We start from the raw sequence: 25,432 nt of genomic DNA on the forward strand, positions 1-25,432 counted from the left end.
CGATAAGTAGTCACAGCAACCCTGCAAAGGGGTTTCTGGTCCATTTCTGGTCACAGCGGCCGGTTTCGGCCTGATCGGGAGGAGGGGCCATGGGCTGTTTCGCCGCGGAATCCTGCGCCTGTTACTGCTGGGGTACCTGGACTCGAACCAAGAACAAATGAACCAGAATCATCCGTGTTGCCAATTACACCATACCCCAATGGCGTAGTCCGAGAACCGCGCCGAAAAGTAACTCTAGCCCACTTCGGGGCGACCAGCCAAATTGAGCGGAGGGTGTGTCGCCAGCGGCCCGAGCAATTCGCGGTTGATGGCCACGGCGGCGCGGGCTCCCTCACCGGCGGAGACCAGCAACTGCTCCGGGCCGGGCGGGGTGGTGTCGCCCGCGGCGTAGAGGCCGGGCACGGAGGTGCGACCCTGGGGGTCGACGATGATCAGGCCGTACGCATCCGTGGCCGGGTTCAGCGCACCCGCGAAGGCGGCGGCCGCCTCATACCTGGGACGCACGAAACCGCCCTGCCTGGGCACGAACTCGCCGTCGGCGGCCCGGATGCCGGTCATGGCGCCGCGCTCCCCCACCACGTCGGTGAGCGGGCGCCGGTCGACCCGGATGCCGCGCGCGGCCAGGGCGACCTCATCGGTGTCGGAGACCTGGCCGACGCCGTTGGTGAAAACGATCAGGTCGTCGGTCCACTGCGAGATAAGCAGGGCGTGTTCGGCCAGGTCGTCGGTCTCGCCGATCAGGGCGAGGGCCCGGTCGGCTTCTTCGTAGCCGTCGCAGGCGATGCAGCTGTGCAGGTTGGTGCCGTACCACGCACGGATGCTCGGCAGCGCCGGCAACGTCTCGGCCAGGCCGGTTGCGATGAGCACGGTGCGGGTCGTGACAACCCGGTTCTTCTCGCCGCGCAGGCCCTTGGTGGACACGGTGAACCGGGCACCGGTGGCATCCGCCTCGTCGACCCCGGGCAGAGCCTCGACGGTGCGCACGAGGCCCACATGGAACTCGGCGGCCGGGTAGGCCTCGTACTCTTCACGGCCGATACGCCGCAGCTCGAGCGGCGGCACACCGTCGCGGGTGATGAAGCCGTGCGACCGAAGCGTGGCGGAGTGCCGAGGCCGGTTGCTGTCAATCATCAGGGTGCGACGGCGGGCACGCACGAGGTTGAGCCCCGCGGCCAGGCCGGCCGGGCCGGCGCCGATGATGACAACGTCGTAGAGCACCTCAGCGGCGCCGGCAGCAGTAGCGCTGCCGGCACCGGTGTTCAGTGAGCCGTCCGGGCTCATGACACCAGGGTCGCCGAGAGCCGATCCAGGCGGGCCAGCGAGTCGGCCCGGCCGAGGATCTCCATGGATTCGAACAGCGGCGGCGAGATCTTGCGACCGGACACGGCCACGCGCAGCGGGCCGAACGCCACCCGCGGCTTCAGGCCGAGGCCGTCGATGAGGGTCTCGGTGAGGGTGGTGTGCACGAGCTCGTGGGTCCATTCCGCTTCGGGAATGTTCCGCAGCGCCGCGGTGGCGGCCGTGAGGATCTCGGCGGCGTTCTTCGGGAGCGAGGCGAGCGCATCCGCCTGGTGCTCGAGCTTATCGGCGGGCTCGAAGAGGAAGCCGAGCATGTCGGGCGTCTCGCCGAGCAGGGCGATGCGTTCCTGCACGAGCGGTGCCGCGGCGGTGAGGACGGCCTGTTCGGTGTCGCTGAGCGGCTCGGTGAGGATGCCGGCGTTCACCAGGTAGGGAACGACCCGGGCGGCGAAGTCGGCCGGTTCGAGCAGGCGGATGTGGTCGCCGTTGAGCGATTCGGCCTTCTTGAGGTCGAAGCGCGCCGGGTTGGGGTTCACATCGACCACGTCGAACGCGGCGATCATCTCTTCGATCGAGAAGACGTCGCGGTCGTGGGTGAGTGACCAGCCCAGCAGGGAGAGGTAGTTGACCAGGCCCTCGGGAATGAAGCCGCGTTCGCGGTGCAGGAACAGGTTCGACTCCGGGTCGCGCTTGGAGAGCTTCTTGTTCTTGTCGCCCATCACGTAGGGCAGGTGGCCGAAGCGCGGCACGAACGTGGTGAGGCCGATGTCGATGAGCGCGTGGTACAGCGCGATCTGGCGGGGCGTGGAGGAGAGCAGGTCTTCGCCGCGCAGCACGTGGGTGACGCCCATCAGCGCGTCGTCGACGGGGTTCACGAACGGGTACAGCGGATGCCCGTTGGGGCGCACCACGACGAAGTCGCTGAACGAGCCGGCCGGGAAGGTGATCTCGCCGCGAACCAGGTCATCGAAGGAGAGCTCGGTGTCGGGCACCTTGAGGCGGAGCGCGGGCTCGCGTCCCTCGGCGCGGAAGGCGGCCTTCTGCTCGTCGGTGAGGTCGCGCTCGTAGTTGTCGTAGCCGAGCTTGGCGTCGCGGCCGAGCTTGATGTTGCGTTCGGCGATCTCTTCGCCGGTGGCGAAGCTTTCGTAGATGTGGCCGGACTCGATGAGCTTGGCGATCACGTCACGGTAGATGTCGTAGCGCTGGCTCTGGCGGTACGGTTCGTTGGGTCCACCGGTCTCTACACCCTCGTCCCAGTCCAGGCGCAGCCAGCGCATGGCCTCGAGCAACTGGGTGAAGCTCTCCTCGCTGTCGCGGGCGGCGTCGGTGTCCTCCACCCGGAAGATGAACTTGCCCCCGGTGTGCCGGGCGTAGGCCCAGTTGAACAGGGCCGTGCGGATCAGGCCGACGTGCGGCGTGCCGGTGGGCGAGGGGCAGAACCGCACGCGCACATCAGTGCCGGTTGCGGTCGAGAACGGGTGCGCTGTTGTAGTAGACATACGGCCTTCATTCTACCGAGGGCGCGCCGCAACCGGGTGTGCGGTGTTCGGGGCCGGCCGGGCCGCCAACAACGTCCAGGGTGCCGCGTCGATCTCGCCGATGGCGCGGATGGTGGCGGCCACCGCCGGCACCGTCTCGGCGCCCTCTGTTCCCACGAGGTGAATCGTGCGGAAGTCGCCGCCCGTGGTGGGCCGGGCCACGATCCCGGCCGGCAGCGGGGCGGCGGCGATGGCCAGGGCGGGCACGAGCGCCACGCCCAGGCCGGCCGCGACCATACCGAAGACGGCCACGACGTTATCGGTCTCGTAGGAGATGCTCGGACTGAAGCCGCTGCGGGCGGCGAGGTCGAGCAGGTGCGCCCGGCAGCGCGGGCAGCCGCCGATCCACTGGTCTGCGGCCAGCAGGGCCAGGTCGATGCGGTCGCGGCCGGCCAGCGGGTGCTCACGGGGCACCACCACGAGCATCTCGTCTCGCCAGAGTGGCACGACCGTGAGACCGTGGGCGCTCTGGCGATGTGGGTCGGCCTGGTCGCCGGTGTAGCTGAACGTGATGGCGAGGTCGGCGGCCTGGTCGCGCACCGCGCGCACGGCCTCGGGCGGTTCCGCTTCGAGGTAGCTCAACTGCACGCCGGGGTGCCGCTGGGAGAGGCCGCGCAGCAGGGTGGGGATGACCGTGGCCGAGGCGGACGGGAAGGCCGCGAGGGTGACCCGGCCGCTGCGGAGTCCCGCCAGATCGCTGAGTTCGCCCGCCGCGGCATCCAGCGCCTGCGTCACGGTGGCGGCGTGCCTGGCCAGGATGCGGCCGGCCTCGGTGAGGCGCACGCCCCGGCCGGCCTTGGCCACCAACGGCAGGCCCAGGCGGGCCTCGAGGCGTTTGAGGTGCTGGCTCACGGCCGGCTGGCTGTAGCCGAGCGACCGGGCCGCCGCGGTGATCGAACCGAGCTCGTTGATGCGGTGCACGATCCGCAACGCGTGGGAATCTACGTCGAGTGCACGGTGGATATTTTCGGGCATGCTCGAAGCATAACCTGGGGTTATCTAAATGATCGGGGGCTGGGCATTGTCGAATGGGTGCCGCGGCGCGACGCTGGAAGCATGCGTTCCACAGCTCCGTCCTCCACCACGACCGCCACTCTGACGCTCGCGCAGGCCCAGGTCGCCTACTCCCCCAGCAGCACGCGCTACCTGGCCGCGTGCACCTCGGGACGCCCGACGCTGGAGACCGTGCAGGCGCTGCACGCGGACGCTGAAACCTGGGCGCGTGGCGACGCCTCCCCCGGTCACTACCAGGTGGAGATCGACCGGGCGCGGGCGCTGTACGCCGGGCTGGTCGGGGTCGGTGCCGACCGGGTGGCAATCGGGTCGCAGGCGTCGGTGATGGCCGCCGTGCTGGCCGCATCCGTGCCCGCCGGCCGCGAGGTCGTCTGCGTCGACGGCGACTTCACCTCGATGGTGTTCCCGTTCCTGCAGCAGGAGCACCGCGGAATCACCGTGCGTCACGTTCCGGTCGCCCAGCTGGCGGCCTCGCTCACCGAGCGCACCTGGCTCGTGGCCTTCTCCCTCGTGCAGTCCGCCACCGGTGAGGTCGCGGATGCGCCGGCCATCCGGGCGGCCGCCGCCGCGGTGGGCGCGTTCACGCTCTGCGACACGACGCAGGCCACCGGCTGGCTGCCGGTGAACGCCGGCGATTTCGATGCCACCATCTGCCACGCCTACAAGTGGTTGGGTGCTCCGCGGGGGGCCGCGTTCCTCACGGTGACGCCCGGGCTGGCCGAGCTGCTGCGCCCGGTGCAGGCCGGCTGGTTCGCGGGCGTCGACCCGTGGGCCTCCTGCTACGGCCCCACCATGACCCTGGCCACGGATGCCCGCCGCTTCGACGTGTCGCCGGCATGGCCGGCCTGGGTGGGCACCCGGGTGGCGCTGGAGTTCTTCACCCGGCTGGACCCGGCCGCGGTTTTCGCTCACGACACCGCCCTGGGCAACGGCCTCTGCGCCGGGCTCGACCTGCCCGAGAACAATCAAGCGATCGTCACCTGGGCCGACCCTGCCGGCGCCGACCTCGCCCGCCTCACCGCCGCCGGCATCACGGCCTCCGGCCGCGCCGGCCGCGCCCGCGTGGCCTTCCACCTCTGGAACACCCAATCGGACGTCGACGCCGTCCTGACCGCCCTCGGGAACTGACAAGCCCGCGAGCCGTGAGCTAAGCCCCGAAAACTCGCGTTTTTTGGGGCCCAACTCACGGCCCGCGGGAGGGGACGGGGCGGGGCGGGCTACTTCTGGGCGGCTACCGCATCGATGATCGCGGTGGCGAGGGCCACCGAGGAGGCCGGGTTCTGGCCGGTGTAGAGGTTGCGGTCGATCTCGATGTGCTCGGCGAAGGAGGCACCCTCGACGAAGTCGGCGCCGAGCTCAACCAGGCGAGCCTGCACGAGCCACTTGGCCTTCGGGGCGAGTCCTCCCAGGGCCTCTTCGGCGTCGGTGAAACCGGTCATGCGGTAGGCCAGGAACGGCCAGGTGCCGTCCTCGGCCACGGCGGCGAGCAGCGCGGCCGGGGCGTGGCACAGCACGCCGAGGATCTTGCCGGAGCCGATGGCATCCGTCATGATCTGACCGCTGGTCGCGTCGACCGCGAGGTCCTCCATCGGGCCGTGTCCGCCCGGGTAGAAGACCACGTCGTAGTCGCTGGCGGCGACGTCATCGAGCGAGTTCGGGCTCTGCAGTGCCGGCAGGGATTCGAGGTAGCTGCGCAGCTCGGCGGAGCGCTCCTCGCTACCGGTGGCCCCGGCGGCCAGGCTGCCCAGGTCGACGGTGGGAGCGGCACCCTTCGGGGTGGCGATGGTGATCGACCAGCCGGCCTCGGTGAAGAGGCGGTGCGGCTCGGCGAGCTCCTCGGCCCAGTAGCCGGTGGGGTGCAGTGAACCGTCGTTGAGGGTCCACTGGTCAGCGGCGCTGACGACAAAAAGTACGGAAGTCATGGGTTCTCCTAGATCGAATTCGATGAATCGTGCGGGCCGTGATTGACGGCTAGTTCGCGGCCAGGGCGGAGTCGGCGACGCTGGTCTTGACGACCATCTTGCCGGTGTTCTCTCCGCGGAGCATGCCCAGGAACGCGTCGACCGAGTTCTCGATGCCGTCTACGACGGTCTCGTCGAAGACGATGTCGCCGGCGGCGAACCAGGCACCCATCTGCTCGGTGAAGGCCGGGAAGTGCTGCAGGTGGTTGCCGATGGTGAAGCCCGTGAGGGTGAGGCCGCGGGTGACGATGTTGACCATGTTCTGCACGCCGGTGGGGCCATCCGTGCGGTTCATCTGTGAGATCGCCCCACAGAGTGCGGCGCGCCCGCCGTCCTTGAAGGCGCCGAGGGCAGCGCTGAGGTGGTCGCCACCGACGTTGTCGAAGTACACGTCGATACCCTCGGGTGCGGCTTCGGTGAGCTGGGCGGCAATGTCGCCGGTCTTGTAGTTGAACGCGGCGTCGAAGCCGTACTTCGACGTGAGCAGGGCCACCTTCTCGTCAGTGCCGGCGGAGCCAATCACGCGGGCGGCGCCCTTGAGACGGGCGATCTGACCCACCATGCTGCCCACGGCACCGGCGGCGCCGGAGACGAAGACGGTGTCGCCCTCCTTGAACTTGGCGATCTCAAGCAGGCCGATGTAGGCGGTGAGGGCGGTCATGCCGAGCACGCCGAGATACGCGGATGCGGAAACGTTCGGGATCTCAGGAACGACCCGGAAGCCGGCTGCATCCTCCTGCACCACATCGCGCCAGCCGTACTGGTGCACGACGAGGCTGCCAACGGGAACGGACTCCACAGTCGACGCAACGACATGGCCCACGGCGCCGCCGCCCATGGTCTGGCCGAGCACGAACGGCGGGATGTAGGACTTGACGTCGTTCATGCGGCCGCGCATGTAGGGGTCAACGGAGATGAAGTCGTTGACGACCCGCACCTGGCCGGCCGCCAACTCGGGCAGGTCGATCACGGCGGTGCTGAAGTCGGCCGCGGTGGGCCAGCCGTCGGGCCGGGCCGCGAGCTGGATCTGGGTACTGGTGGCTGTCGTCATGGGGAGAATCCTTACTGTTCGTGGTCGGCGCCGGGCTGCTTGCGGCAGCCCTCGTTTTCTGAACCGATCGTTTTACTATAGCCGGGCTATCGGTTATAGTGAAACGAGCAGTACAGAACATTCACAGGTACACCGCTCGGATCACCCCGGTTCAGACGTGCGCGGACGGAAGGCAGACAGCTCATGGGACGGCTCCAGACGTTCGACAGCACCACGGTCGTGCAGTCCGCCCGCGACGTCTTCTGGGACCTCGGCTACGACGGCGCCTCCCTGGCCGACCTCGAGACGGCCACGGGCATCAACCGGTCCAGCCTCTACCACGCCTACGGCAGCAAGCGCGGGCTCTTCGACGCGGCCGTCGTCGACTACCGCGACACCGTCATCCGGCCCCGCTTGCGCGGCCTGCAGGCGGATGGCGCGGGCCGGCGCGAACTGCTGGCCTACTTCGACGAACTCCGCGAAGCCGTGGCCAAGCTCCCGTTGGACTCCCCCCGGCGCGGCTGCCTGCTGGTGAACTGCGCCACGGGCCTCGCCACGCATGACGAGCCCGCCCGCGAGGTGGTCGAGGACTACCGCACCGAGCTCGCGGCGGCCCTCGGCCATGCCCTCGCCGGAGCCGGCGCCGGCGCCGGCGATTTTGACGATCCCAGCACCGTGAACAGCACCGCCGACAGAACCGCCGACGGCGCCGCCACCGATCTCACTGCCGAACGAGTGCGCACTCTCGGGTCGCTCTCGATGAGCGCGATGTTGCTCGCCCGGGTCAACGCCGCCGAGTCATCCGCGCTGCTCGCGACCGCCGCCGCCCAGATTCGCAGCTGGTTCCCGCTCGCAGCCGAGTAACTGTTCCCCGTCCGGACAAGCGCGGCCGGCGTGCCGGGCGCACTTGTCCGCTGTGGCAACACTTGGGTGGGCCACGTGCGGGGCGCCCGCGCGCACCTCGTCGTCCGGCAAATGCGCGGGTCACACGCCGTTACGCGGGTCACACGCCGTTATGCGGGTCCCGCGCCGTTACGCGGGTCCCGCGCCGTTACGCGGGTCACACGCCGTTATGCGGGTCCCGCGCAGCTCGATGCGCGGCAGATGCGCGGGTCACACGCCGTTGCGCGGGTGGCACGCCACCCGCGAAGCGGCGCCTAACCCGCGCAACGCGCGGGGGCGCCCCGCGCACCTCGTCGTTCGGCAGATGCGCGAGTCACGCGCCCTTCCGCGGGTGCCGCGCCGTTACGCGCGTCACACGCCATTGCGCGCGTCGCACGCCGTCTTGGCGCCGTGCACGCGCAGCGGCGCTGGACTTGCGCAAATCGTTGCGCCGAAGATGCGCGGGTCGAACGCCGTTACGCGTGTGGCGTGCCACCCGCGAAGCGGCGCCTAACCCGCGCAACGAGCCTGGGCACCCCCGCGCAGCTCGTCGCGCGCCGTCGCGCGGGTCGAACGCCGAGCTAGGCGGCCCGGCGGACCGGGTTGGTGAGCACGCCCAGGCCGGGAATCTCGACGCTCGCGGTGTCGCCGTCGGAGACCCGCTTGGCGGCGCTCGATGAGCCGGTGAGGATCACGTCGCCGGGCAGCAGGGTGAAGGAGTGCGAGAGGAACGAGACGATCTCCGCCATCGAGAAGGCCAGCAGGGACACCTCGCCGTTCTGGAACTCGGTGTCGTTGACCCGGCCGAGAACGCGGCCATCCGTGGGGTCGAACTCGGTGTCGATGACGGGGCCGAGCGGGCAGAAGGAATCGAAGCCCTTGGCCCTGGCGCCGTGACCGCTGGCTTCGGCCAGGTCCACGGCGGTGACGTCGTTGGCAATCGTGTAACCGAAGATCGCCCCGGGGGCGTCGGCGACGCTGAGGTTCTTGGCGACCCGGCCGATCACGATGGCAAGCTCGCCTTCCACGCGCACGTCGTCGGATGCCGCGGGCAGCACGATGGGATCGTTGGGTCCCACGACGGTGGTGTTGGGCTTGAGGAAGAAACGCGGCTCGGCCTTCTCACCCGGCGCGGCCTGCGCTGCCGCCTGCTCCGCGGCATCCGCGAAGTAGGCGCCGGCCAGGCCGATCACCTTGGAGCGGGGAATGACCGGCGCGAGCAGCGCCACGTCGACCAGCGGCAGGCGCGCACCGGTGGGGTTGTAGCCAGCGAACATGGGGTCACCGGTGAGCACGACGAGTTCGTCGTCATCGATGATGCCGAACGCTATGGTGCCGGCGTGGCTGAACCTGGCGATCTTCACGCTGTCGCCTCGGCGTCCAGGCGCAGCAACCAGTTGTGCCGGTCGGGCAGGCGGCCGTACTGGATGTCGGTGAGTTCCTGGCGCAGCGCCATGGTGATCTCGCCGGCGGGAGCGTCGGCGGAACCGATCTCGAAGCCGACGCCCTTGAGCTGGGCGATCGGGGTGACCACGGCGGCGGTGCCGCAGGCGAACACCTCGGTGATCTCGCCGGAGGCGACACCGTCGCGCCACTCGTCCACGGTCACGTCGCGCTCCACCACGGTCATGCCGCGGTCGCGGGCGAGCTGCATGATGCTGTCCCGGGTGACGCCCTCGAGGATGGTGCCGGTGAGGCGCGGCGTGACGAGGGTGTCGGTGCCGTGCACGAAGAACACGTTCATGCCGCCGAGTTCGTCGATGTGCGTGCCGGTCTCGCCGTCGAGGAAGAGCACCTGCGCGCAGCCGTTCTCGTAGGCCTCACGCTGGGGCAGCAGCGAGGCGGCGTAGTTGCCGCCGCACTTGGCGGCTCCGGTGCCGCCGCGCCCGGCGCGGGAGTACTCGGTGGACAGCCAGATGCTCACCGGGGCGACGCCGTCGGTGAAGTAGGCGCCGGCGGGGCTGGCGATCACGTAGTAGCCCACCTTGTGCGCGGCGCGCACGCCGAGGAAGCTCTCGTTGGCGATCATGAACGGGCGGAGGTAGAGGCTGGTCTCCGGGGCATCCGGCACCCAGGCGCCGTCGATCGCGATCATCTGCTTGACCGACTCGATGAAGTCGGTAACGGGCAGTTCGGGCAGCGCCAGACGGCGGGCCGAGCTCTGCAGACGTTCGGCGTTCTTCTCCGGGCGGAAGGTCCAGATGGAGCCGTCGGCGTGCCGGTACGCCTTCATGCCCTCGAAGATCTCCTGGCCGTAGTGCAGCACCGAGGACGCCGGGTCGAGCAGCAGCGGCCCGTACGGGGTGACCCTGGCGTCGTGCCAGCCCTCCTCGACGGTCCAGTCGATCGTGACCATGTGGTCGGTGAAGTGCTTGCCGAAGCCGGGGTCGGCGAGGATGCTCTCCCGCTCGGCGAGGCTGCGGGCCGTCTCGGACGGCGTGAGCTCGAATTCGAGCGGGAAGGTGGTGGTCTGCTGGCTCATGGGAGTCCCTTGTGGTTAGACGGGAGTGCGGTTAAGCGGAAGTGCCGGTGAGGCGGGCCACGATGGCATCGCCGACGGCGCTGGTGGATCGTGAACCCGAGGCGGCGCTGCCGGTGCTGCGGGCCGCGATGTCGGCCGTGACGGCCGCGCTCACCCTGGCCGCCGCATCCGTGAGCCCGAGGTGGTCGAGCAGGAGCGCGACGGAGAGGATCGCCGCCGTCGGATCGGCCAATTGCCGGCCCGCGATGTCTGGTGCCGAACCGTGTACCGGTTCGAACATGCTGGGGAAGCGAGCGTCCGGATTGATATTTCCGGATGCCGCAAGGCCGATGCCGCCGCTGATTGCCGCTGCCAGGTCAGTGAGAATGTCGCCGAAGAGGTTATCCGTGACGATGACGTCAAATCTACTCGGATTTGTGACGAGAAAAATCGTCGCCGCGTCGACATGCAGGTAATCGACGGCCACGTCGGGGTATTCGGCGGCCACCTCGGTGACGATGCGCTGCCACAGGCTGCCGGAGAAGACGAGGACGTTGGTCTTGTGCACGAGGGTGAGACGCTTGCGCGGGCGGTTCTGGGCCACCTCGAACGCGTAGCGCACGACCCGCTCCACACCGTAAGCCGTGTTGACCGAGACCTCGTTAGCCACCTCGTGCGGGGTGCCCTGGCGGATGGCGCCGCCGTTGCCGACGTACGGGCCCTCTGTGCCCTCGCGTACGACGACGAAGTCGACCTCGCCGGGCTCGCCGAGCGGGCTGGGCACGCCGGGGAACAGCACGCTCGGGCGCAGGTTCACGTAGTGGTCGAGGGAGAAGCGCAGTTTGAGCAGCAGTCCGCGTTCGATGTTCGCGTTCTTCAGGCGCGGGTCTCCGGGCACCCCGCCGACGGCGCCGAGCAGGATGGCGTCGTGCGCGCTGATGGCGGCCAGGTCCTCGTCGGTGAGCACGTCACCGGTCTCGAGGAAGCGGGTGGCACCGAGCGAGAAGTGGGTGAGCTCGAAGTCGACGGGCTCGGCCTGGGTCACGGCGTCGAGCACCTTGAGCGCTTCCGCGACGACCTCGGGGCCGATGCCGTCTCCGGCGATGACTGCGAGCTTGACTGAGCGGGACATGCGGCTCCGATTACGGTGAGGCAGCCGGTGGGCTGGCGAAAGTGGCGTGTTATTGGTGTGGAGATACCCTGCAAATCAACCCTACTGTGCGCGTTCCGCTGTCTATGCTGGAGGACCCTGACCGTGCGCGTCGCCGATGCGCATGTGCCACATCGAAGAAAGCAGTTCACCATGAGTATCGGATTGGGAATCTTCCTGTTCGTCGTCGGCGCCATCCTGGTGTGGGCCCTGAACATCCAGGTCGACTGGGTTGACCTCGACCTTGTCGGCTACATCCTGATGGGTGCGGGCGCGCTCATCTTCGTGCTCGGCCTGGTGTTGCTCACCCGCCGCCGCAGCAGCATCAGCACCACCCGCAGCGCCGTCGACCCGGTCAGCGGAGAGCGCGTTGTGCAGCAGGAACGGTCGATCGACGACGTGTGATCTCGCCGCAGACAACGAAAAAGCCCCGGATTCGCATCCGGGGCTTTTTTCGTGCGGTGCGCGTGTGGCCGCGTCGCGCTGGTTACTCGGTGATGTCGATCGCGACCATCACGTCGGCCGTGATCGCGTCGCGGAGCGAGGCGAGCAGCTCAGCGGGAACGGGCGAGTCGACGGTGAGCACGCTCAGTGCCTTGCCGCCGGCCTCGTGCCGGGCGATCTGCATACCGGCGATGTTGATGGACGCCTCGCCGAATTCGCGGCCGTAGACGGCGACGATTCCGGGGCGGTCGGTGTAGAGCATGACGATGAGGTGCTCGGCGAACGGCACCTCCACGTCGTAGCCGTTGACCTCGACGATCTTTTCGATCTGCTTGGTGCCCACCAGGGTGCCGGAGACCGAGACCTGCGAGCCGTCGGCGAGGGCGCCGCGCAGCGTGATCAGGTTGCGGTATTCGGGCGACTCGGCCTCGGTGATGAGGCGCACGGCCACACCACGCTGTTCGGCGAGCAGCGGCGCGTTGACGTAGGAGACGGTTTCGCTGACCACGTTGGTGAAAATGCCCTTGAGCGCAGCGAGCTTGAGCACCGAGACGTCGAACTGCACGATCTCGCCGCGCACCTCGATGTCCACGCTGGTGAGCGGGCTGTGGGCGGCGAGGCCGGAGAAGACCTGGCCGAGCTTCTCCACGAGCGGGATGCCCGGGCGCACGGTCGGGTCGATGACGCCACCGGCGACGTTGACCGCATCCGGCACCAGCTCGCCGGAGAGCGCGAGGCGCACCGACTTGGCCACGGACACGCCGGCCTTCTCCTGGGCTTCGTCGGTGGACGCGCCCAGGTGCGGGGTGGTGATCAGGTTGTCGAGGCCGAGCAGCGGCGACCCGGTCGGCGGCTCGTTGACGAAGACGTCGAGGCCGGCGCCGGCGATGGTGCCGTCCACGAGCGCGGTGTACAGGTCGGCTTCGTCGATGAGGCCACCGCGGGCGACGTTGACGACGTAGGCGGTGGGCTTCATCAGCTTCAGCTGCGGTGCGCTGATCATGCCGGTGGTCTCTGGCGTCTTCGGCATGTGGATGGTGACGAAGTCGGACTGCGCGAGCAGTTCGTCCAGGCTCACCGGGTGCACGCCCAGCTGCTGCGCGCGAGCCGAGGTGATGTACGGGTCGAACGCGATGATGTTCACGCCGAAGGCCTGCAGGCGGGCGGCCACCAGGGCGCCGATGCGGCCGAGGCCGATGATGCCGACGGTCTTCTCGTAGAGCTCGATGCCGGTGTACTTGGACCGCTTCCACTGACCCTGCGCCAGGGCGCCGTGGGCCGGCGGGATGTGGCGGGCGAGGCTGAGGATGTGGCCGACGGTGAGTTCGGCGGCGGAGATGATGTTGGAGGTGGGGGCGTTGACCACCATGACACCGGCCGCGGTGGCGGCCTTGATGTCCACATTGTCGAGTCCGACGCCGGCACGGGCGATGACCTGCAGGTTCGGGGCGGCGGCGAGTGCCTCGGCGTCGACCTTGGTGGCGGAACGGACCAGGATGGCGTTGGCAGAGGCCAGCGCGGAGAGCAGTGCGGCACGGTCGGTGCCGTCGACGTTGACAACGTCGAAGTCGGGCCCGAGGGCATCGACGGTGGCGGGCGAGAGTTCTTCGGCGATTAGTACAACGGGCTTCGACACGAAAACAGATCCTTAGAAAGCGTCAGGCGAGGGAAGCTCGCGCCTCGATCATGGGGCGCCAGATACCACAACACTTTACTGGCACCAGAATGGAGCGATGAGCCCCGAGTCCATGACCAACGTCCTAACCGTGCTTCGGATCGTTCTGGCGGTCGTGTTCGTCGGCGCCGGGATCAGCCATTTCGCCCCGGGTGTGCAGCGCACGATGGCCGCGATGATCCCGCCACGACTGCGATCGCACGGCTGGCTGTCCCCGAAGAACCTGGTGATCTTCACCGGTCTCTGCGAGATCGCCGGCGGTGTCGGCCTGCTCGTCGAAGCCACCCGTGTTACGTCCGGTGTCGCTCTGGCCGTGTTCCTGGTCGCGGTGTTCCCGGCCAACGCCTACGCGGCCCGGCACAAGGAGCGGTTCGGCGCGGTGGCCATTCCGTTCGTTCCGCGGCTGCTCGGGCAGCTGGTGCTGATCGGCCTGGTGCTGGCGGTGAGCCTGGTCGGCTGACCCGTTCGGTTGACCCTGTCGGTTGACCCTGTGGGCTAGACGATCAGGCTGCCCAGGCCGAACACGAAGATGTCGAGGGAGAGCGCCGAGACCAGGCACAGCCCGGCCAGGAGCAGCAGCGCCTGCGGTCCGGCTTCACGACGGCGGCCGAGCCAGAACGCGATTCCGAAGACCAGCACCGGAGCGAGCACCCCGGCGAGCAAGAGGCCCCAGCCGAAACCGCTCAGGGTGGTGTCGAGAGCCTGCGCCGCGGAGTTGAGGCCGATCAGGTTGCCGAGGCCCGACCAGGCGCTGTAGGCGTAGAACAGCCCGAACAGGATGGCGATGGTCGCCGACAGCCACGCCGGCGTGCGGCGGATGCGAGTCGCAGCCGTCGTGGCCGTGCTGTCGGTGGTGGCGTTCTTGTCGGTGCTCATCAGAGTCCCCCGGTTCCGGCGATGAAGGGCAGTGGGGCCAGCAGAACGACGCCCAGGATGAGCCAGGTCCAGCGTGAGCGCGGCTTGCCGCGGGTGAGCCAGAACGAGGAGGCGAACCACACTGCGGGAGCCGCGATGGCCAGCCAGGTGCCCAGGGAGAACATGAACTGGGCCAGCGGGTCGGTGAACGGGTTGTCCAGGCGCCCGACGCCGATGAACCAGCCGATCGTGTAGAGCAGGTAGACGCCGCCGAGGATGCCGAGGCCCACGAGGGCCGGGGACGACATCGGCGCGGGTGCGGCCGGGGCGTCGACATAGCCGCCGGGCGCCCCGGTGACGGCCCAGCCCTCCGGCAGGTCGGCGTCGGTCGTGGCCGCCGCGGGGTTCACGATCGTGCCGGTGGACGGCGCATCCTTCGCCTGGGGCGTTGTGGTGCTGCCGGACACGAGCGTGGGGTCGTCGTCGCCGGCCCAGCCGAGTGCATCGTCGTCCCGAGAAGAAGTCATGTGTCCAGCCTATAGAGCCGGTCGGCCGCGCCGTGGACGAAACGGCTCCGTCCTCGCCCCGTAACAACTTCGCCTCGTCAGTGGCTGATCAGCACCTTGAGGGCGTGGGTCTCCGCGGCCCGGGAGAAGGTGTCGTAAGCGTCCTCGACGTGGTCGAAATCGAACCGGTGGGTGGCCAGTCTCTCGGCCGGGATCTTGTGCTGGGCCACCAGTTTGAGCAGCATCGGGGTGGTGTTGGTGTTCACCAGGCCCATGCTGATGCTGATGTTCTGGATCCAGAGGTTCTCCACGTGCAGCGGCACCGGCTTGCCGTGCACTCCCACATTGGCCAGGTGCCCACCCGGGCGCACGATCTCCGTCGCCATGGTGAAGGTCTCCGGGATGCCCACCGCTTCGATCGCGACATCCACGCCCGCGCCATCGGTGACGGCGAGCACCTCGTCCCGCCACTCCGGCCGGCCGGAGTGCACGGTATGGCTGGCCCCGAACGTTTTCGCCTGCTCGAGCCGGTTGTCGTCGATGTCGACGGCCACGATGGTGCCGGCACCGTAGAGGCCGGCCGTGGCGATGCAGGCCAGTCCCACCGGGCCCGCCCCGATCACGGCCACAACATCGCCGGGAGCGACCTGGCCGTACTGCACCCCGATCTCGAAGCCGGTGGGCAGGATGTCGGAGAGCATCACGGCCTCGGCGTCGGTGACGGCATCCGGCAGCGGGTAGAGCGAGTTGTCCGCGTACGGAACACGCACGAACTCGGCCTGGGTGCCGTCGATGAGGTGACCGAACACCCAACCGATGCCTGACCGGCCCTCGTCGCCCAGGCAGTGCGAATAGAGGCCGTTCTTGCAGTTGGCGCAGTGCCCGCAGGACTTGATGCAGGAGATGAGCACCCGCTGACCCACGGCGATGGACTCCACGGACTCCCCCACCGCCACGACGGTGCCGACGCCCTCGTGACCAAGGATGCGCCCGGGCTCCACCGCGGGAACGTCCCCTTTGAGGATGTGCAGGTCGGTTCCGCAGATCGTCGTGGTGTCCACCCGCACGATCGCGTCGGTGGATCTGATGATCCGCGGATCCGGCACGTCGGTCCAGGTCTTCACGCCCGGGCCGCCGTAGACGAGTGCTTTCATGAGGACGCTCCTATCGTCGCAGCTGCCACGTGCAGGCGATAGTACGCTCGCCCGGGCGTCTTGACTGGCCCGGTTTTGCTAGTCGGAACCACCCTCGCACTAGCGAATTCGGGCCAGCCTCGACTCCACCCGTTCTGGGTGGCCCGGTTTTGCTCGTTGGGAGGGCGTCCGCACTAGCGAATTCGGGCGAGTCTGGGAGCAGGTCAGCTGCGGCGGCGGAGGACCGCGGCGACCGCGATGACCCAGCCGAGCACGCCGGCCAGGCACAGCCGCTCGGCGAGGCCGATCAGCCCGGGCGCGAGCGTGGCCGCCACGCCCAGCCAGACGAGCCCGACGAGGGCGACTCCGGTGAGCACCGCGGCGGGCGGGTAGGCCGCCCGCAGCCGGTCACTCCCCCGCAGCCAGACGGTGAGAAGGGCGAAGCCGATCAGTGCCGTGACGAAACCCACGACGGCCACGGCGAGATGCCCGGCGCCGAGCGCGGTGGTCGGTGCGAGCCCGGGCGCATCGATGCTCGGGATGTCGGTGGGCAAGAAGGCCAGAGCGGCCGAGCAGGCTCCGGCCAGCAGCGTGAGCGCCAGACCGGTGCGCTGCAGCCGGGTGCGCGGGCCGAATCTGGCCAGAGCGGCGACGACGCAGACCGTGACGACTCCCCTGGCCAGGAAGTTCAGGTTCATGATCCAGCCGTACGGGCCGACGGCGAGGTTGCTCTCGGCCTCGGAGACCACGCTGTAGTGCGGCGGCAGGAGCTGCAGGACGACATCGACCAGCACATAGAGCACCGCGCCGGCCAGCGCAACGGTGGCCAGAACCCGGGTGGACCGGGAGGCACGCGCGTCACTCGCGGAGGGTGCGCCGCGCATCTGCTGGACCGGGGGACGTTGCGTACTCACGCGGGAAGCCTACCGGCGAACCAGGCTCGCCGAGTTGCCGCAAACTCCCCCTTCGGCAGCGCTGAAGGGGCGATTTGCGGCAAGTCGGTGAGGGGGCGGGCATGCCGAAGGGGCCAGTCGGATGACTGGCCCCTTCGGGAAAACGAAAGCTCCGAGCTAGCGGGCGGCTTCGCCGTCGACGTAGTCGTCGTCGTTCGAGGCGTTCCACGCGAAGAGCTTGCGCAGCTCGCGGCCGGTGGCCTCGATCGGGTGCTCTTCGCCCTTCTTGCGCAGGGCCAGGAACTCGGGTGCTCCGGCGTCCTGGTCGTTGATGAAGCGCTCAGCGAATGCGCCGTTCTGGATGTCGGCGAGAACGGCCTTCATGTTCTCCTTGACGCTCGGGTCGATGACGCGCGGGCCGGAGACGTAGTCGCCGTACTCAGCGGTGTCGGAGACGCTCCAACGCTGCTTGGCGATGCCACCCTCCCACATCAGGTCGACGATGAGCTTGAGCTCGTGCAGCACCTCGAAGTAGGCGACCTGCGGCTGGTAGCCGGCCTCGGTGAGAACCTCGAAGCCGTACTGGATCAGCTGCGACGCGCCACCGCAAAGCACGGCCTGCTCGCCGAACAGGTCGGTCTCGGTCTCTTCGGTGAAGGTGGTCTTGATGCCGGCGGCGCGCAGGCCACCGATCGCCTTGGCGTAGCTGAGGGTGAGCGGCCAGGCGTTGCCCGAGGCGTCCTTCTCGACGGCGACGATGACGGGAACGCCACGGCCAGCCTCGAATTCGCGGCGCACGGTGTGGCCCGGGCCCTTGGGGGCGACCATGACCACGTCGACGCCCGCGGGCGCCTCGATGTAGCCGAAGCGGATGTTGAAGCCGTGTCCGAAGACGAGGGCCTTGCCGTCGGCGAGGTTGGGGAGGATGTCGTCCTTGTACAGGTGACGCTGCACCTGGTCGGGAGCGAGCACCACGATGACGTCGGCCCAGGCGGATGCCTCGGCGGCGGTCTTCACGGTGAAGCCGACCTCTTCGGCCTTGGCGCGAGACTTCGAGCCCTCCTTGAGTCCGATGACGACCTCGACGCCGGAGTCGCGGAGGTTCTGCGCGTGGGCGTGGCCCTGCGAGCCGTAGCCGATGACGGCGACCTTCTTGCCCTGGATGATGGACAGGTCGGCGTCTTTGTCGTAGAAGATTTCAGACAATGTGGTGTTCTCCTTGTTTGTGAAATTGGTCGAGCTGGTGTGACCCGAAGGGTCCTTAGTTCTTGAAGACGCGTTCGGTGATCGACTTGGATCCCCGACCGATGGCGAGAAGGCCCGACTGGGCGATTTCCTTGATGCCGTAGGGCTCGAGCACGCGCAGGAAGGCCTGCACCTTGCCGGAGTCGCCCGTGACCTCGATGACGACGGCATCCACCGCCACGTCGACGACGCGGGCACGGAACAGCGTGACCGCTTCGAGCACCTGGGAGCGGGTGCTGTTGTCTGCCCGCACCTTGACGAGCAGGTGCTCGCGCTGGACCGACTGGCTCGGGTCGAGCTCGACGATCTTGATGACGTTGATCAGCTTGTTGAGCTGCTTCGTCACCTGCTCGAGCGGGGCATCCTCGACGTCGACGAGGATCGTGATGCGCGACAGACCGGGGATCTCGCTGTGGCCGACGGCGAGGCTCTCGATGTTGAAGCCGCGCCGGGCGAACAGGCCCGCGACGCGAGTCAGCAGGCCGGGCTTGTCCTCGACGAGGAGGCTGAGAACGTGGGTGCTCATGGTTACTCCTCTTCCCAGGTGGGGGCGTGATCCTTGGCGTACTGCACGAAGCTGTTGCTGACACCCTGCGGCACCATCGGCCACACCATAGCGTCACGGCTCACGATGAAGTCGATCACCACGGGCCGGTCGTTGGTGGCCAGCGCGAGCTTGATGGCGTCGTCGACCTGGTCGGCGCTGGTGACCCGGATGCCCAGGGCACCGTAGGCGTCGGCCATCTTCACGAAGTCGGGCACCATCGCGGTGCCGTGGCCAGTGTTGAGGTCGGTGAAGGAGTGCCGGCCGTCGTAGAACAGTGACTGCCACTGCCGCACCATGCCGAGCGACGAGTTGTTGATGATCGCCACCTTGATCGGGATGTTGTTGATCGTGCAGGTGGCGAGCTCCTGGTTGGTCATCTGGAAGCAGCCGTCGCCGTCGATGGCCCAGACCACGCGGTCGGGCTCGGCGACCTTGGCACCCATGGCGGCGGGAACCGAGTACCCCATGGTGCCGGCACCGCCGGAGTTGAGCCAGGAGTTGGGTCGCTCGTACTTGATGAACTGGGCGGCCCACATCTGGTGCTGGCCGACGCCGGCGGCGTAGACGCCTTCGGGGCCGGTCAGTTCGCCGATGCGCTTGATCACGTACTGCGGGGCGAGCAGGCCGTCGGCCGGCTCGGAGTAGCCCAGCGGGAACTTCTCGCGCAGGCCGTTGAGGTAGGTCCACCACTCGGCGATGTCCGGCGTGGTCGTGGTGATCGCCTCACGGTAGGCCACCGTGAGGTCGGCGATCACGTCTTTGGCGTCGCCCACGATGGGCACGTCGGCGGCGCGGATCTTGCCGATCTCGGCCGGGTCGACGTCCACGTGCACGATGGTCGCGTTCGGGGCGAACTCGGAGGCCTTGCCGGTGACCCTGTCGTCGAAGCGGGCGCCGAGGGCGATGATGAGGTCGGATTCCTGGAGCGCGAGCACGGCCGAGACCGTGCCGTGCATGCCGGGCATGCCTAGTTGCTGCTCGTGCGAGTCGGGGAACGCTCCTCGGGCCATCAGCGTGGTGACGACGGGCGTGCCGGTGAGCTCGGCGAACTCGAGGAGCTCCTTCGACGCCTGGGCGCGGATGACACCGCCGCCGACGTAGAGCACCGGCTTGGACGCTCCAGCCAGCAGAGCGGCCGCGGCCTGCACCTGCTTGCCGTGGGCTTTGGTGATGGGGCGGTAGCCGGGCAGGTCGAGCTTGGGCGGCCAGATGAACGGCGCGCTCATCTGCTGGGCGTCCTTGGTGATGTCCACCAGCACCGGGCCGGGGCGACCGGTGTTGCAGATCAGGAACGCCGACGCGATGGCGGCAGGGATGTCTTCCGGCCGCTTCACCAGGAAGGAGTGCTTGGTGATCGGCATGGTGATGCCGACGATGTCGGCCTCCTGGAAGGCATCCGTGCCCATCAGGGTGCTGAAGACCTGGCCGGTGATCGCGAGGAGCGGTACCGAGTCCATGTAGGCGTCAGCGATGGCCGTGACCAGGTTGGTCGCGCCGGGGCCCGACGTGGCGATGGCCACCCCTACCCGGTTGCTCGAGGACGCGTAGCCCTCGGCGGCGTGACCGGCACCCTGCTCGTGGCGCACGAGGATGTGCCGGATGTCGTCCTGGCTCATGATCTCGTCGTAGAGCGGGATAACGGCGCCGCCGGGCAGGCCGAACACGTCGGTCACACCGAGCAGTTTGAGTGATTCGAGGATCGCGCCGGAGCCGGTGAGTACCGGCGGCGTGCCCGTCGTGTCGGCCTGGCCGGAAGCGGGAGCCGACGGCGTAGACAGAGACGGGGATGGCACGGGATAGGGTTCCGTGGTCATGAGAGGCAATTCCCTAATTCGTATGACGGATGGGGTCGATTAGCCCGTGGTCGCGCCCAGCGCAGCCGACTGCACGAGCTTGGAGTACTTGGCGAGGACGCCACGGGTGTAACGGGGAGGAAGCGGAGCCCAGCCTTCTCGGCGGGCGGCCAGCTCAGCAGGGTCGACCAGTAGGTCAAGCGAGCGAGCTGCGATATCGACCCGTATCAGATCACCATCGCGCACGAAGGCGATGGGACCTGCGTCCACCGCTTCGGGTGCTATATGGCCGATACACAGTCCGGTTGTGCCGCCTGAGAATCGACCATCAGTCAATAGTAGTACATCGGCTCCGAGCCCGGCGCCCTTGATGGCCGCGGTGATCGAGAGCATCTCGCGCATGCCGGGGCCGCCCTTGGGGCCTTCGTAGCGGATGACGACGACGTCGCCCTTGAGGATCTCCCCGTTGGTGAGGGCGTCCATGGCCGCGCGCTCACGCTCGAAGACCCGGGCGGGGCCCTCGAAGATGTCGCTGTCGAAGCCGGCGGTCTTCACGACGGCGCCCTCAGGGGCGATGGAGCCCTTGAGGATGGTGATGCCGCCGGAGGCGTGGATCGGGTTGTCCAGGGTGCGCAGCACCTTGCCGTCGAGCTCCGGCGGGTCGATCTCGGCGAGGTTCTCCGCAACGGTCTTGCCGGTCACGGTGAGCGCGTCACCGTGGATGAGGCCGGCCTCGAGCAGGGCGCGCATCACGGCGGGCACGCCGCCGTGGCGGTCGACGTCGTTCATGACGTACTTGCCGAAGGGCTTGAGGTCGCCGATGTGCGGAACCTTGTCGCCGATGCGGTTGAAGTCGTCGAGGGTGAGCTCGACTTCGGCCTCCTGGGCGATGGCGAGCAGGTGCAGCACCACGTTGGTGGAGCCGCCGAAGGCCATGGCCACGGCGATCGCGTTCTCGAAGGCCTTCTTGGTGAGGATGTCGCGGGCGGTGATCCCCAGGCGCAGCAGGTTCACGACGGCCTCGCCGGAGCGGTGCGCGTAGTAGTCGCGGCGGCGGTCGGCGGAGGCGGGCGACGCGGAGCCCGGCAGGCTCATGCCCAGGGCCTCGGCCACGCTGGCCATGGTGTTGGCGGTGTACATGCCGCCGCAGGCACCCTCGCCGGGGGCGAAGGCGCACTCGATGCGCTTGGCGTCGGCCTCGCTCATGCGGCCGGCCTTGACGGCACCGACGGCTTCGAACGAGTCGATGATGGTGATGTCTTTTTCGGTGCCGTCGGAGAGCTTCACCCAACCGGGTGCGATGGACCCGGCGTAGAGGAAGACGCTGGCAAGGTCCAGGCGCGCGGCGGCCATGAGCATACCGGGCAGCGACTTGTCGCACCCGGCCAGCAGCACGGAGCCGTCGAGGCGTTCGGCCTGCATGACGACCTCGACCGAGTCGGCGATGACCTCACGGGAGACGAGGGAGAAGTGCATGCCCTCGTGGCCCATCGAGATGCCGTCGGAGACGGAGATGGTGCCGAACTGCAGCGGGTAGCCGCCGCCGGAGTGCACACCCTCCTTGGACGCCTGCGCGAGGCGGTCCAGCGACAGGTTGCACGGGGTGATCTCGTTCCACGAGCTCGCGATGCCGATCTGGGGCTTGTCCCAGTCGGCGTCGCCCATTCCGACCGCGCGGAGCATGCCGCGGGAAGTGGTGGCTTCGATGCCATCCGTGACGTCGCGGCTTCTCGGTTTGATATCGATCTCAGACATGCTTACGAGTCTAGAACGTCGCGGGCGGGCCGGGTGGCATCCCGAACCCTGCCCGCGACGCGCGTCCTAGTTCTGCTGCTGAGCGGATGCGGCGCGGAAGTCCGCCAGGAGCGCGAGCACCTGGGTGACCTCCTTGGGGCCGCGCACCCGGTAACCCGCCAGGGTGGCGCCGGGGCCGATCTTGAGGCCCAGGTCGCTCTCGCCCAGCACCGTGAAGGCGTCTTCGTCGGTGACGTCGTCGCCGGCGTAGAGCACCCGGTCGGCTCCGGTGTGCACGCGCAGGCGCTCGAGGGCGTCGCCCTTGGTGCTCGAGCGCACCGAGAACTCGAGCACGTTCTTGCCTTCGCGCACGGTCAGTGCCGGCAGCAGTTCGGCCAGCTGGTCGCGGGCCTCACGCTGAACGGCCTGGCCGTCCTGGGCTGTCGCCAGGCGGGTGTGCAACGCCAACCCGGCCGGCTTCTGCTCGATCCAGGTGCCGAACACCGGCCCGGAGATGCGTTCGAGCACCCGGGTGAGGGTGTCGAGCTGCTCGAGTTCGGCCGGCACCAGGCCGAGTTCGATGCCGTTGTCGTCGAGCTGCACCTCGATGCCGTGCGACCCGGTGAGCAGAACCTGGGACTGCGGTTCGGCGACGTGCTTGAGGCTCACCAGCGCCCGGCCGGAGACGAACGCGACGCGCACCCCGGGCAGGTCCAGCAGCCGCTGCACCACGTCGTGGGTGCCGTCGACGGCGCGGGCGTCTTCCGGCTCGTCCACGTGCGGGGCCAGGGTGCCGTCGAAGTCGAGGGCCACCAGGATGGTCTCTGCCGAGCTGATGTCCTTGAGCGCCGCCACGAGATTCTCCGGCACACCGCTGGGCACGGCGGCCCCGCCGGTGAGGGTCTCCAGGAAGTTGGCGGACCAGGCGGCAACGTCGTTGTCGAAGACCTTGCGGCGCAGGGCGCGCATCCGACGGGTGCGTTCGCGCTTGGGCATGGTGATGGCCTTCATGATCGAGGCCTTCATGCCGTCGATGTCGTGCGGGTTGATCAGCACGGCCTGCTTGAGTTCATCGGCGGCGCCGGCGAACTCGCTCAGCACGAGCACGCCGTCCCCGTCGTAGCGCACGGCCACATACTCCTTGGCGACCAGGTTCATGCCGTCGCGGAGGGCCGTGACGAGCATCACGTCTGCGGCCAGGTAGAGCGCCACCATCTCTTCGCGCGGGTAACCGTGGTGGTGGTAGCTGATGGCGGTGTGGCTGATGGTGGAGTAGTCGCCGTTGACGCGACCGACGGCGAGTTCGATCTCGTCGCGCAGCTGCATGTAGGTGGCGACCCGCTCGCGGGACGGGCTGGCGACCTGCACCAGGGTGACGTCCTCGACGTTGAGCGTTCCGTCTTCGAGGAGCTCGCCGAAGGCCTTGATGCGGTGGCCGATGCCCTTGGTGTAGTCGAGGCGGTCGACGCCGAGCATGATCGTCTTGGGGTTGCCGAGGTCTTCGCGGATCTGGCGGGCGCGTTCCTGGATGTCCGGGCGCTTGGCCATCTCCTCGTACGCTTCGGCGTCGATCGAAATGGGGAAGTGCTTGGCGATGACGCGGCGGTGCTGCCCGTTCTGGCTGGGCACGTCCACGGCCACACCGCGGGTGGCGTAACCGAACAGGCGACGCACCGCACGGGAGAAGTTGCCGGCGTCCGCCAGGCGTTGGAACCCGATCAGGTCGGCGCCGAGCAGGCCGTCGAGGATCTGCTTGCGCCACGGCAGTTGGGCGAAGATGCCGTACGGCGGGAACGGGATGTGGTTGAAGAAGCCGATCACCAGGTCGGGGCGGGCGTCACGGAGCATGCGCGGCACCAGCTGCAGCTGGTAGTCGTGCACCCACACCGTGGCGCCGGGGGCAGCGGATGCGGCGGCCGCGGCGGCGAAGCGGCGGTTGACCTGCACGTACGCCTCCCACCACTCGCGGTGGTAGCTGGGCGACGCGATCACGTCGTGGTAGAGCGGCCAGAGGGTGTCATTGGAGAAGCCCTCGTAGTACAGCTCGAGGTCTTCGGTGCTCAGGCGCACGGGCACGATGGAGATGCCGTCGTTCTCGAACGGCTCGAAGCTGCGGTCGGCCACACCGGGCCAGCCCACCCAGGCGCCGTCTGAGGCGCGCATCAGGGGTTCGAGGGCGGTCACCAGGCCGCCGGGCGAGGTGCGCCAGCTTTCGGTGCCATCTTCGGCGAGTTCGTAGTCGACCGGAAGCCGGTTGGACACCACGACCAGGTCGAAGTGACCGGGCGCGACCGAATCAGGGCCTGGCTCCACACCGGTCTCCGGCGAGGTGTCCGGAGCGGTGTCGGTTGCGCTGTCGGTAGCGGTGGGTGCGGTTTCGATGACTCGTCCGTTCCGGTGCCCGCCCATGCGGAGCACCTGGCTGCACCTTGAGGTTACCAGCGACGGCTATGCTGACGCCGTGATTCGCATCGGCATGAGTTCCACCTGCGTCTACCCGCTCCCCCTGGAGGACTCCTTCAGGCTGGCGAAGCTGGCCGGATACGACGGTCTGGAGGTGATGGTCACCCGCGACGAGGCCACTCAGGATGCCGCGGTGCTGGCGGCGCTCTCGGAGAGGTACAGCCTGCCGATCTTCTCGATCCACGCCCCGGTGCTGCTGCTCACCCACTTCGTCTGGGGCAGGGACCCGCGGGTGAAGCTGGAGAAGTCGGCGGTGCTTGCCGCCGAGGTCGGCGCCTCGACCGTCGTGGTGCATCCGCCGTTTCGCTGGCAGGCCGGCTACGCGGAGGACTTCCTCGACATCGTGCGTGAGCTGACCACGTCCACCGGGCTCGAGATCGCCGTGGAGAACATGTTCCCCTGGAAGATCGGCGGTCGGGGCGTGAAGGCGTACTCCCCCGGCTGGGACACCACCCGGATGGACTGCGAGGCGGTGACCCTCGACTTCTCGCACTGTGCCCTGAGCGGCCACGACAGCCTGGCCATGGCCACGGCCCTGGGCGACCGGCTGCGGCACGTGCACCTCTGTGACGGCTCCGGTTCGCAGGGCGACGGTCGGGTCTTCGACGAGCACCTGCTGCCCGGCCGCGGCTCAGAGCCCGTGGCCGAGGTGCTGCAGCTGCTCGCTGCCAGGGACTGGACCGGTGCGGTGGTCGCCGAGGTGAACACCCGAACGGCTCGAAACGAACTCACCCGCCTGGCCCTGCTCACCGAAACCCTCGCGTTCGCCCGCGAGCACACCCACCCCGTCCGCGAGCCGTGAGTTGAAC

23 protein-coding genes and 1 tRNA gene are annotated in these 25,432 nt (G+C 68.5%); 5 read left to right on the forward strand and 19 right to left on the reverse strand.

The annotated features are described in order from the left end of the window. Positions 1-127: 127 nt before the first annotated feature. From BJQ94_RS11985 to BJQ94_RS12000, 4 genes are all read right to left on the reverse strand, one after another. Positions 128-199, reverse strand: a tRNA-Gln gene (locus BJQ94_RS11985). 35 nt (positions 200-234) lie between these two features. Then, on the reverse strand, positions 235-1,281 hold the full coding sequence (locus tag BJQ94_RS11990) for an NAD(P)/FAD-dependent oxidoreductase (protein ID WP_265400409.1): 1,047 nt from the start codon (positions 1,279-1,281) through the stop codon (positions 235-237). Further along, positions 1,278-2,798: a glutamate--tRNA ligase gene (gltX, locus tag BJQ94_RS11995; RefSeq protein WP_265400410.1), complete on the reverse strand. Its 1,521-nt coding sequence runs from the start codon at positions 2,796-2,798 to the stop codon at positions 1,278-1,280. The genes BJQ94_RS11990 and gltX overlap by 4 nt, the downstream gene beginning before the upstream one ends. A 12-nt stretch (positions 2,799-2,810) precedes the next feature. Then, positions 2,811-3,812 (reverse strand): LysR family transcriptional regulator, encoded by a 1,002-nt coding sequence (locus BJQ94_RS12000; RefSeq protein ID WP_265400411.1) that lies wholly within the window; start codon positions 3,810-3,812, stop codon positions 2,811-2,813. 81 nt (positions 3,813-3,893) lie between these two features. Between BJQ94_RS12000 and BJQ94_RS12005 the strand changes: the two genes are divergently transcribed. Beyond that, positions 3,894-4,979 carry an aminotransferase class V-fold PLP-dependent enzyme gene (locus BJQ94_RS12005; RefSeq protein ID WP_265400412.1) on the forward strand — a complete coding sequence of 362 codons (1,086 nt, stop codon included), beginning with the start codon at positions 3,894-3,896 and terminating at the stop codon, positions 4,977-4,979. Positions 4,980-5,068: 89 nt separating this feature from the next. Here BJQ94_RS12005 and BJQ94_RS12010 read toward each other — a convergent pair whose 3' ends face one another. Beyond that, positions 5,069-5,773 carry a type 1 glutamine amidotransferase domain-containing protein gene (locus tag BJQ94_RS12010; protein WP_265400413.1) on the reverse strand — a complete coding sequence of 235 codons (705 nt, stop codon included), beginning with the start codon at positions 5,771-5,773 and terminating at the stop codon, positions 5,069-5,071. 49 nt (positions 5,774-5,822) lie between these two features. Next, positions 5,823-6,863 carry an NADP-dependent oxidoreductase gene (locus BJQ94_RS12015; RefSeq protein ID WP_265400414.1) on the reverse strand — a complete coding sequence of 347 codons (1,041 nt, stop codon included), beginning with the start codon at positions 6,861-6,863 and terminating at the stop codon, positions 5,823-5,825. A 183-nt stretch (positions 6,864-7,046) separates the two neighbouring features. Here BJQ94_RS12015 and BJQ94_RS12020 point away from each other — a divergent pair, with 183 nt between their 5' ends. Further along, positions 7,047-7,706: a helix-turn-helix domain-containing protein gene (locus BJQ94_RS12020; protein ID WP_265400415.1), complete on the forward strand. Its 660-nt coding sequence runs from the start codon at positions 7,047-7,049 to the stop codon at positions 7,704-7,706. Positions 7,707-8,305: 599 nt separating this feature from the next. On the opposite strand, the gene BJQ94_RS12025 is transcribed toward BJQ94_RS12020, so the two are convergent. The 3 genes from BJQ94_RS12025 to BJQ94_RS12035 are packed head-to-tail and all read right to left on the reverse strand — an operon-like array spanning position 8,306 to position 11,317. Beyond that, on the reverse strand, positions 8,306-9,088 hold the full coding sequence (locus BJQ94_RS12025; RefSeq protein ID WP_265400416.1) for a fumarylacetoacetate hydrolase family protein: 783 nt from the start codon (positions 9,086-9,088) through the stop codon (positions 8,306-8,308). Then, positions 9,085-10,206 carry a branched-chain amino acid aminotransferase gene (locus BJQ94_RS12030; protein ID WP_265400417.1) on the reverse strand — a complete coding sequence of 374 codons (1,122 nt, stop codon included), beginning with the start codon at positions 10,204-10,206 and terminating at the stop codon, positions 9,085-9,087. The genes BJQ94_RS12025 and BJQ94_RS12030 overlap by 4 nt, the downstream gene beginning before the upstream one ends. Positions 10,207-10,237: 31 nt before the next feature. After that, complete coding sequence (locus BJQ94_RS12035; protein WP_265400418.1) at positions 10,238-11,317, reverse strand: 3-isopropylmalate dehydrogenase; 1,080 nt, start codon at positions 11,315-11,317, stop codon at positions 10,238-10,240. 171 nt (positions 11,318-11,488) lie between these two features. Between BJQ94_RS12035 and BJQ94_RS12040 the strand changes: the two genes are divergently transcribed. Then, on the forward strand, positions 11,489-11,740 hold the full coding sequence (locus BJQ94_RS12040) for a DUF6458 family protein (protein ID WP_265400419.1): 252 nt from the start codon (positions 11,489-11,491) through the stop codon (positions 11,738-11,740). 82 nt (positions 11,741-11,822) lie between these two features. Here the strand turns inward: BJQ94_RS12040 and serA are convergent, their stop codons facing one another. After that, complete coding sequence (gene serA, locus BJQ94_RS12045) at positions 11,823-13,415, reverse strand: phosphoglycerate dehydrogenase (protein ID WP_265400420.1); 1,593 nt, start codon at positions 13,413-13,415, stop codon at positions 11,823-11,825. Positions 13,416-13,512: 97 nt separating this feature from the next. Here serA and BJQ94_RS12050 point away from each other — a divergent pair, with 97 nt between their 5' ends. Continuing rightward, positions 13,513-13,914, forward strand: coding sequence for a DoxX family membrane protein (locus tag BJQ94_RS12050; RefSeq protein WP_265400421.1), 402 nt, complete (start codon positions 13,513-13,515; stop codon positions 13,912-13,914). A 35-nt stretch (positions 13,915-13,949) separates the two neighbouring features. On the opposite strand, the gene BJQ94_RS12055 is transcribed toward BJQ94_RS12050, so the two are convergent. The 9 genes from BJQ94_RS12055 to BJQ94_RS12095 all read right to left on the reverse strand — a co-directional run bounded on the left by BJQ94_RS12055 (position 13,950) and on the right by BJQ94_RS12095 (position 24,569). Then, entirely contained in the window at positions 13,950-14,330 is a 381-nt protein-coding gene (locus tag BJQ94_RS12055) for a hypothetical protein (protein WP_265400422.1), read from the reverse strand. After that, entirely contained in the window at positions 14,330-14,836 is a 507-nt protein-coding gene (locus BJQ94_RS12060; protein WP_265400423.1) for a DNA polymerase III subunit gamma/tau, read from the reverse strand. Before BJQ94_RS12060 ends, BJQ94_RS12055 begins: the two co-directional genes overlap by 1 nt. Before the next feature lie 77 nt (positions 14,837-14,913). Next, entirely contained in the window at positions 14,914-15,969 is a 1,056-nt protein-coding gene (locus tag BJQ94_RS12065) for a zinc-dependent alcohol dehydrogenase family protein (RefSeq protein ID WP_265400424.1), read from the reverse strand. A gap of 203 nt (positions 15,970-16,172) precedes the next feature. Further along, positions 16,173-16,862 carry a DUF998 domain-containing protein gene (locus BJQ94_RS12070; RefSeq protein ID WP_265400425.1) on the reverse strand — a complete coding sequence of 230 codons (690 nt, stop codon included), beginning with the start codon at positions 16,860-16,862 and terminating at the stop codon, positions 16,173-16,175. A 156-nt stretch (positions 16,863-17,018) separates the two neighbouring features. Then, positions 17,019-18,047 (reverse strand): ketol-acid reductoisomerase, encoded by a 1,029-nt coding sequence (gene ilvC, locus BJQ94_RS12075; protein ID WP_265400426.1) that lies wholly within the window; start codon positions 18,045-18,047, stop codon positions 17,019-17,021. A 55-nt stretch (positions 18,048-18,102) separates the two neighbouring features. Then, a complete protein-coding gene (gene ilvN / locus BJQ94_RS12080) occupies positions 18,103-18,612 on the reverse strand; it encodes an acetolactate synthase small subunit (RefSeq protein WP_265400427.1) in 510 nt (169 codons plus the stop codon). Between the two features lie 2 nt (positions 18,613-18,614). Continuing rightward, entirely contained in the window at positions 18,615-20,447 is a 1,833-nt protein-coding gene (locus BJQ94_RS12085; RefSeq protein ID WP_265400428.1) for an acetolactate synthase large subunit, read from the reverse strand. Positions 20,448-20,486: 39 nt separating this feature from the next. Further along, a complete protein-coding gene (gene ilvD, locus BJQ94_RS12090) occupies positions 20,487-22,181 on the reverse strand; it encodes a dihydroxy-acid dehydratase (protein ID WP_265400429.1) in 1,695 nt (564 codons plus the stop codon). A 66-nt stretch (positions 22,182-22,247) separates the two neighbouring features. Further along, positions 22,248-24,569, reverse strand: coding sequence for a bifunctional alpha,alpha-trehalose-phosphate synthase (UDP-forming)/trehalose-phosphatase (locus BJQ94_RS12095; protein ID WP_265400430.1), 2,322 nt, complete (start codon positions 24,567-24,569; stop codon positions 22,248-22,250). 52 nt (positions 24,570-24,621) lie between these two features. Here BJQ94_RS12095 and BJQ94_RS12100 point away from each other — a divergent pair, with 52 nt between their 5' ends. Continuing rightward, positions 24,622-25,425 carry a sugar phosphate isomerase/epimerase gene (locus tag BJQ94_RS12100; protein WP_265400431.1) on the forward strand — a complete coding sequence of 268 codons (804 nt, stop codon included), beginning with the start codon at positions 24,622-24,624 and terminating at the stop codon, positions 25,423-25,425. The last annotated feature ends 7 nt before the right edge of the window (positions 25,426-25,432 follow it).

This window comes from Cryobacterium sp. SO2, assembly GCF_026151165.2.
Classification (GTDB): domain Bacteria; phylum Actinomycetota; class Actinomycetes; order Actinomycetales; family Microbacteriaceae; genus Cryobacterium.

Bases quoted from the DNA above. Each gene is read 5' to 3' on its own strand.
- gltX (WP_265400410.1), bottom strand. From the start codon at position 2,798: ATGTCTACTACAACAGCGCACCCGTTCTCGACCGCAACCGGCACTGAT.
- BJQ94_RS12065 (WP_265400424.1), bottom strand. From the start codon at position 15,969: ATGAAAGCACTCGTCTACGGCGGCCCGGGCGTGAAGACCTGGACCGAC.
- BJQ94_RS12040 (WP_265400419.1), top strand. From the start codon at position 11,489: ATGAGTATCGGATTGGGAATCTTCCTGTTCGTCGTCGGCGCCATCCTG.
- BJQ94_RS12095 (WP_265400430.1), bottom strand. From the start codon at position 24,569: ATGGGCGGGCACCGGAACGGACGAGTCATCGAAACCGCACCCACCGCT.
- BJQ94_RS12005 (WP_265400412.1), top strand. From the start codon at position 3,894: ATGCGTTCCACAGCTCCGTCCTCCACCACGACCGCCACTCTGACGCTC.
- BJQ94_RS12060 (WP_265400423.1), bottom strand. From the start codon at position 14,836: ATGACTTCTTCTCGGGACGACGATGCACTCGGCTGGGCCGGCGACGAC.
- BJQ94_RS12020 (WP_265400415.1), top strand. From the start codon at position 7,047: ATGGGACGGCTCCAGACGTTCGACAGCACCACGGTCGTGCAGTCCGCC.
- BJQ94_RS12035 (WP_265400418.1), bottom strand. From the start codon at position 11,317: ATGTCCCGCTCAGTCAAGCTCGCAGTCATCGCCGGAGACGGCATCGGC.
- BJQ94_RS12085 (WP_265400428.1), bottom strand. From the start codon at position 20,447: ATGACCACGGAACCCTATCCCGTGCCATCCCCGTCTCTGTCTACGCCG.
- BJQ94_RS12010 (WP_265400413.1), bottom strand. From the start codon at position 5,773: ATGACTTCCGTACTTTTTGTCGTCAGCGCCGCTGACCAGTGGACCCTC.
- BJQ94_RS12050 (WP_265400421.1), top strand. From the start codon at position 13,513: ATGAGCCCCGAGTCCATGACCAACGTCCTAACCGTGCTTCGGATCGTT.
- BJQ94_RS12055 (WP_265400422.1), bottom strand. From the start codon at position 14,330: ATGAGCACCGACAAGAACGCCACCACCGACAGCACGGCCACGACGGCT.
- BJQ94_RS12000 (WP_265400411.1), bottom strand. From the start codon at position 3,812: ATGCCCGAAAATATCCACCGTGCACTCGACGTAGATTCCCACGCGTTG.
- ilvD (WP_265400429.1), bottom strand. From the start codon at position 22,181: ATGTCTGAGATCGATATCAAACCGAGAAGCCGCGACGTCACGGATGGC.
- BJQ94_RS12030 (WP_265400417.1), bottom strand. From the start codon at position 10,206: ATGAGCCAGCAGACCACCACCTTCCCGCTCGAATTCGAGCTCACGCCG.
- ilvN (WP_265400427.1), bottom strand. From the start codon at position 18,612: ATGAGCACCCACGTTCTCAGCCTCCTCGTCGAGGACAAGCCCGGCCTG.
- BJQ94_RS12015 (WP_265400414.1), bottom strand. From the start codon at position 6,863: ATGACGACAGCCACCAGTACCCAGATCCAGCTCGCGGCCCGGCCCGAC.
- BJQ94_RS11990 (WP_265400409.1), bottom strand. From the start codon at position 1,281: ATGAGCCCGGACGGCTCACTGAACACCGGTGCCGGCAGCGCTACTGCT.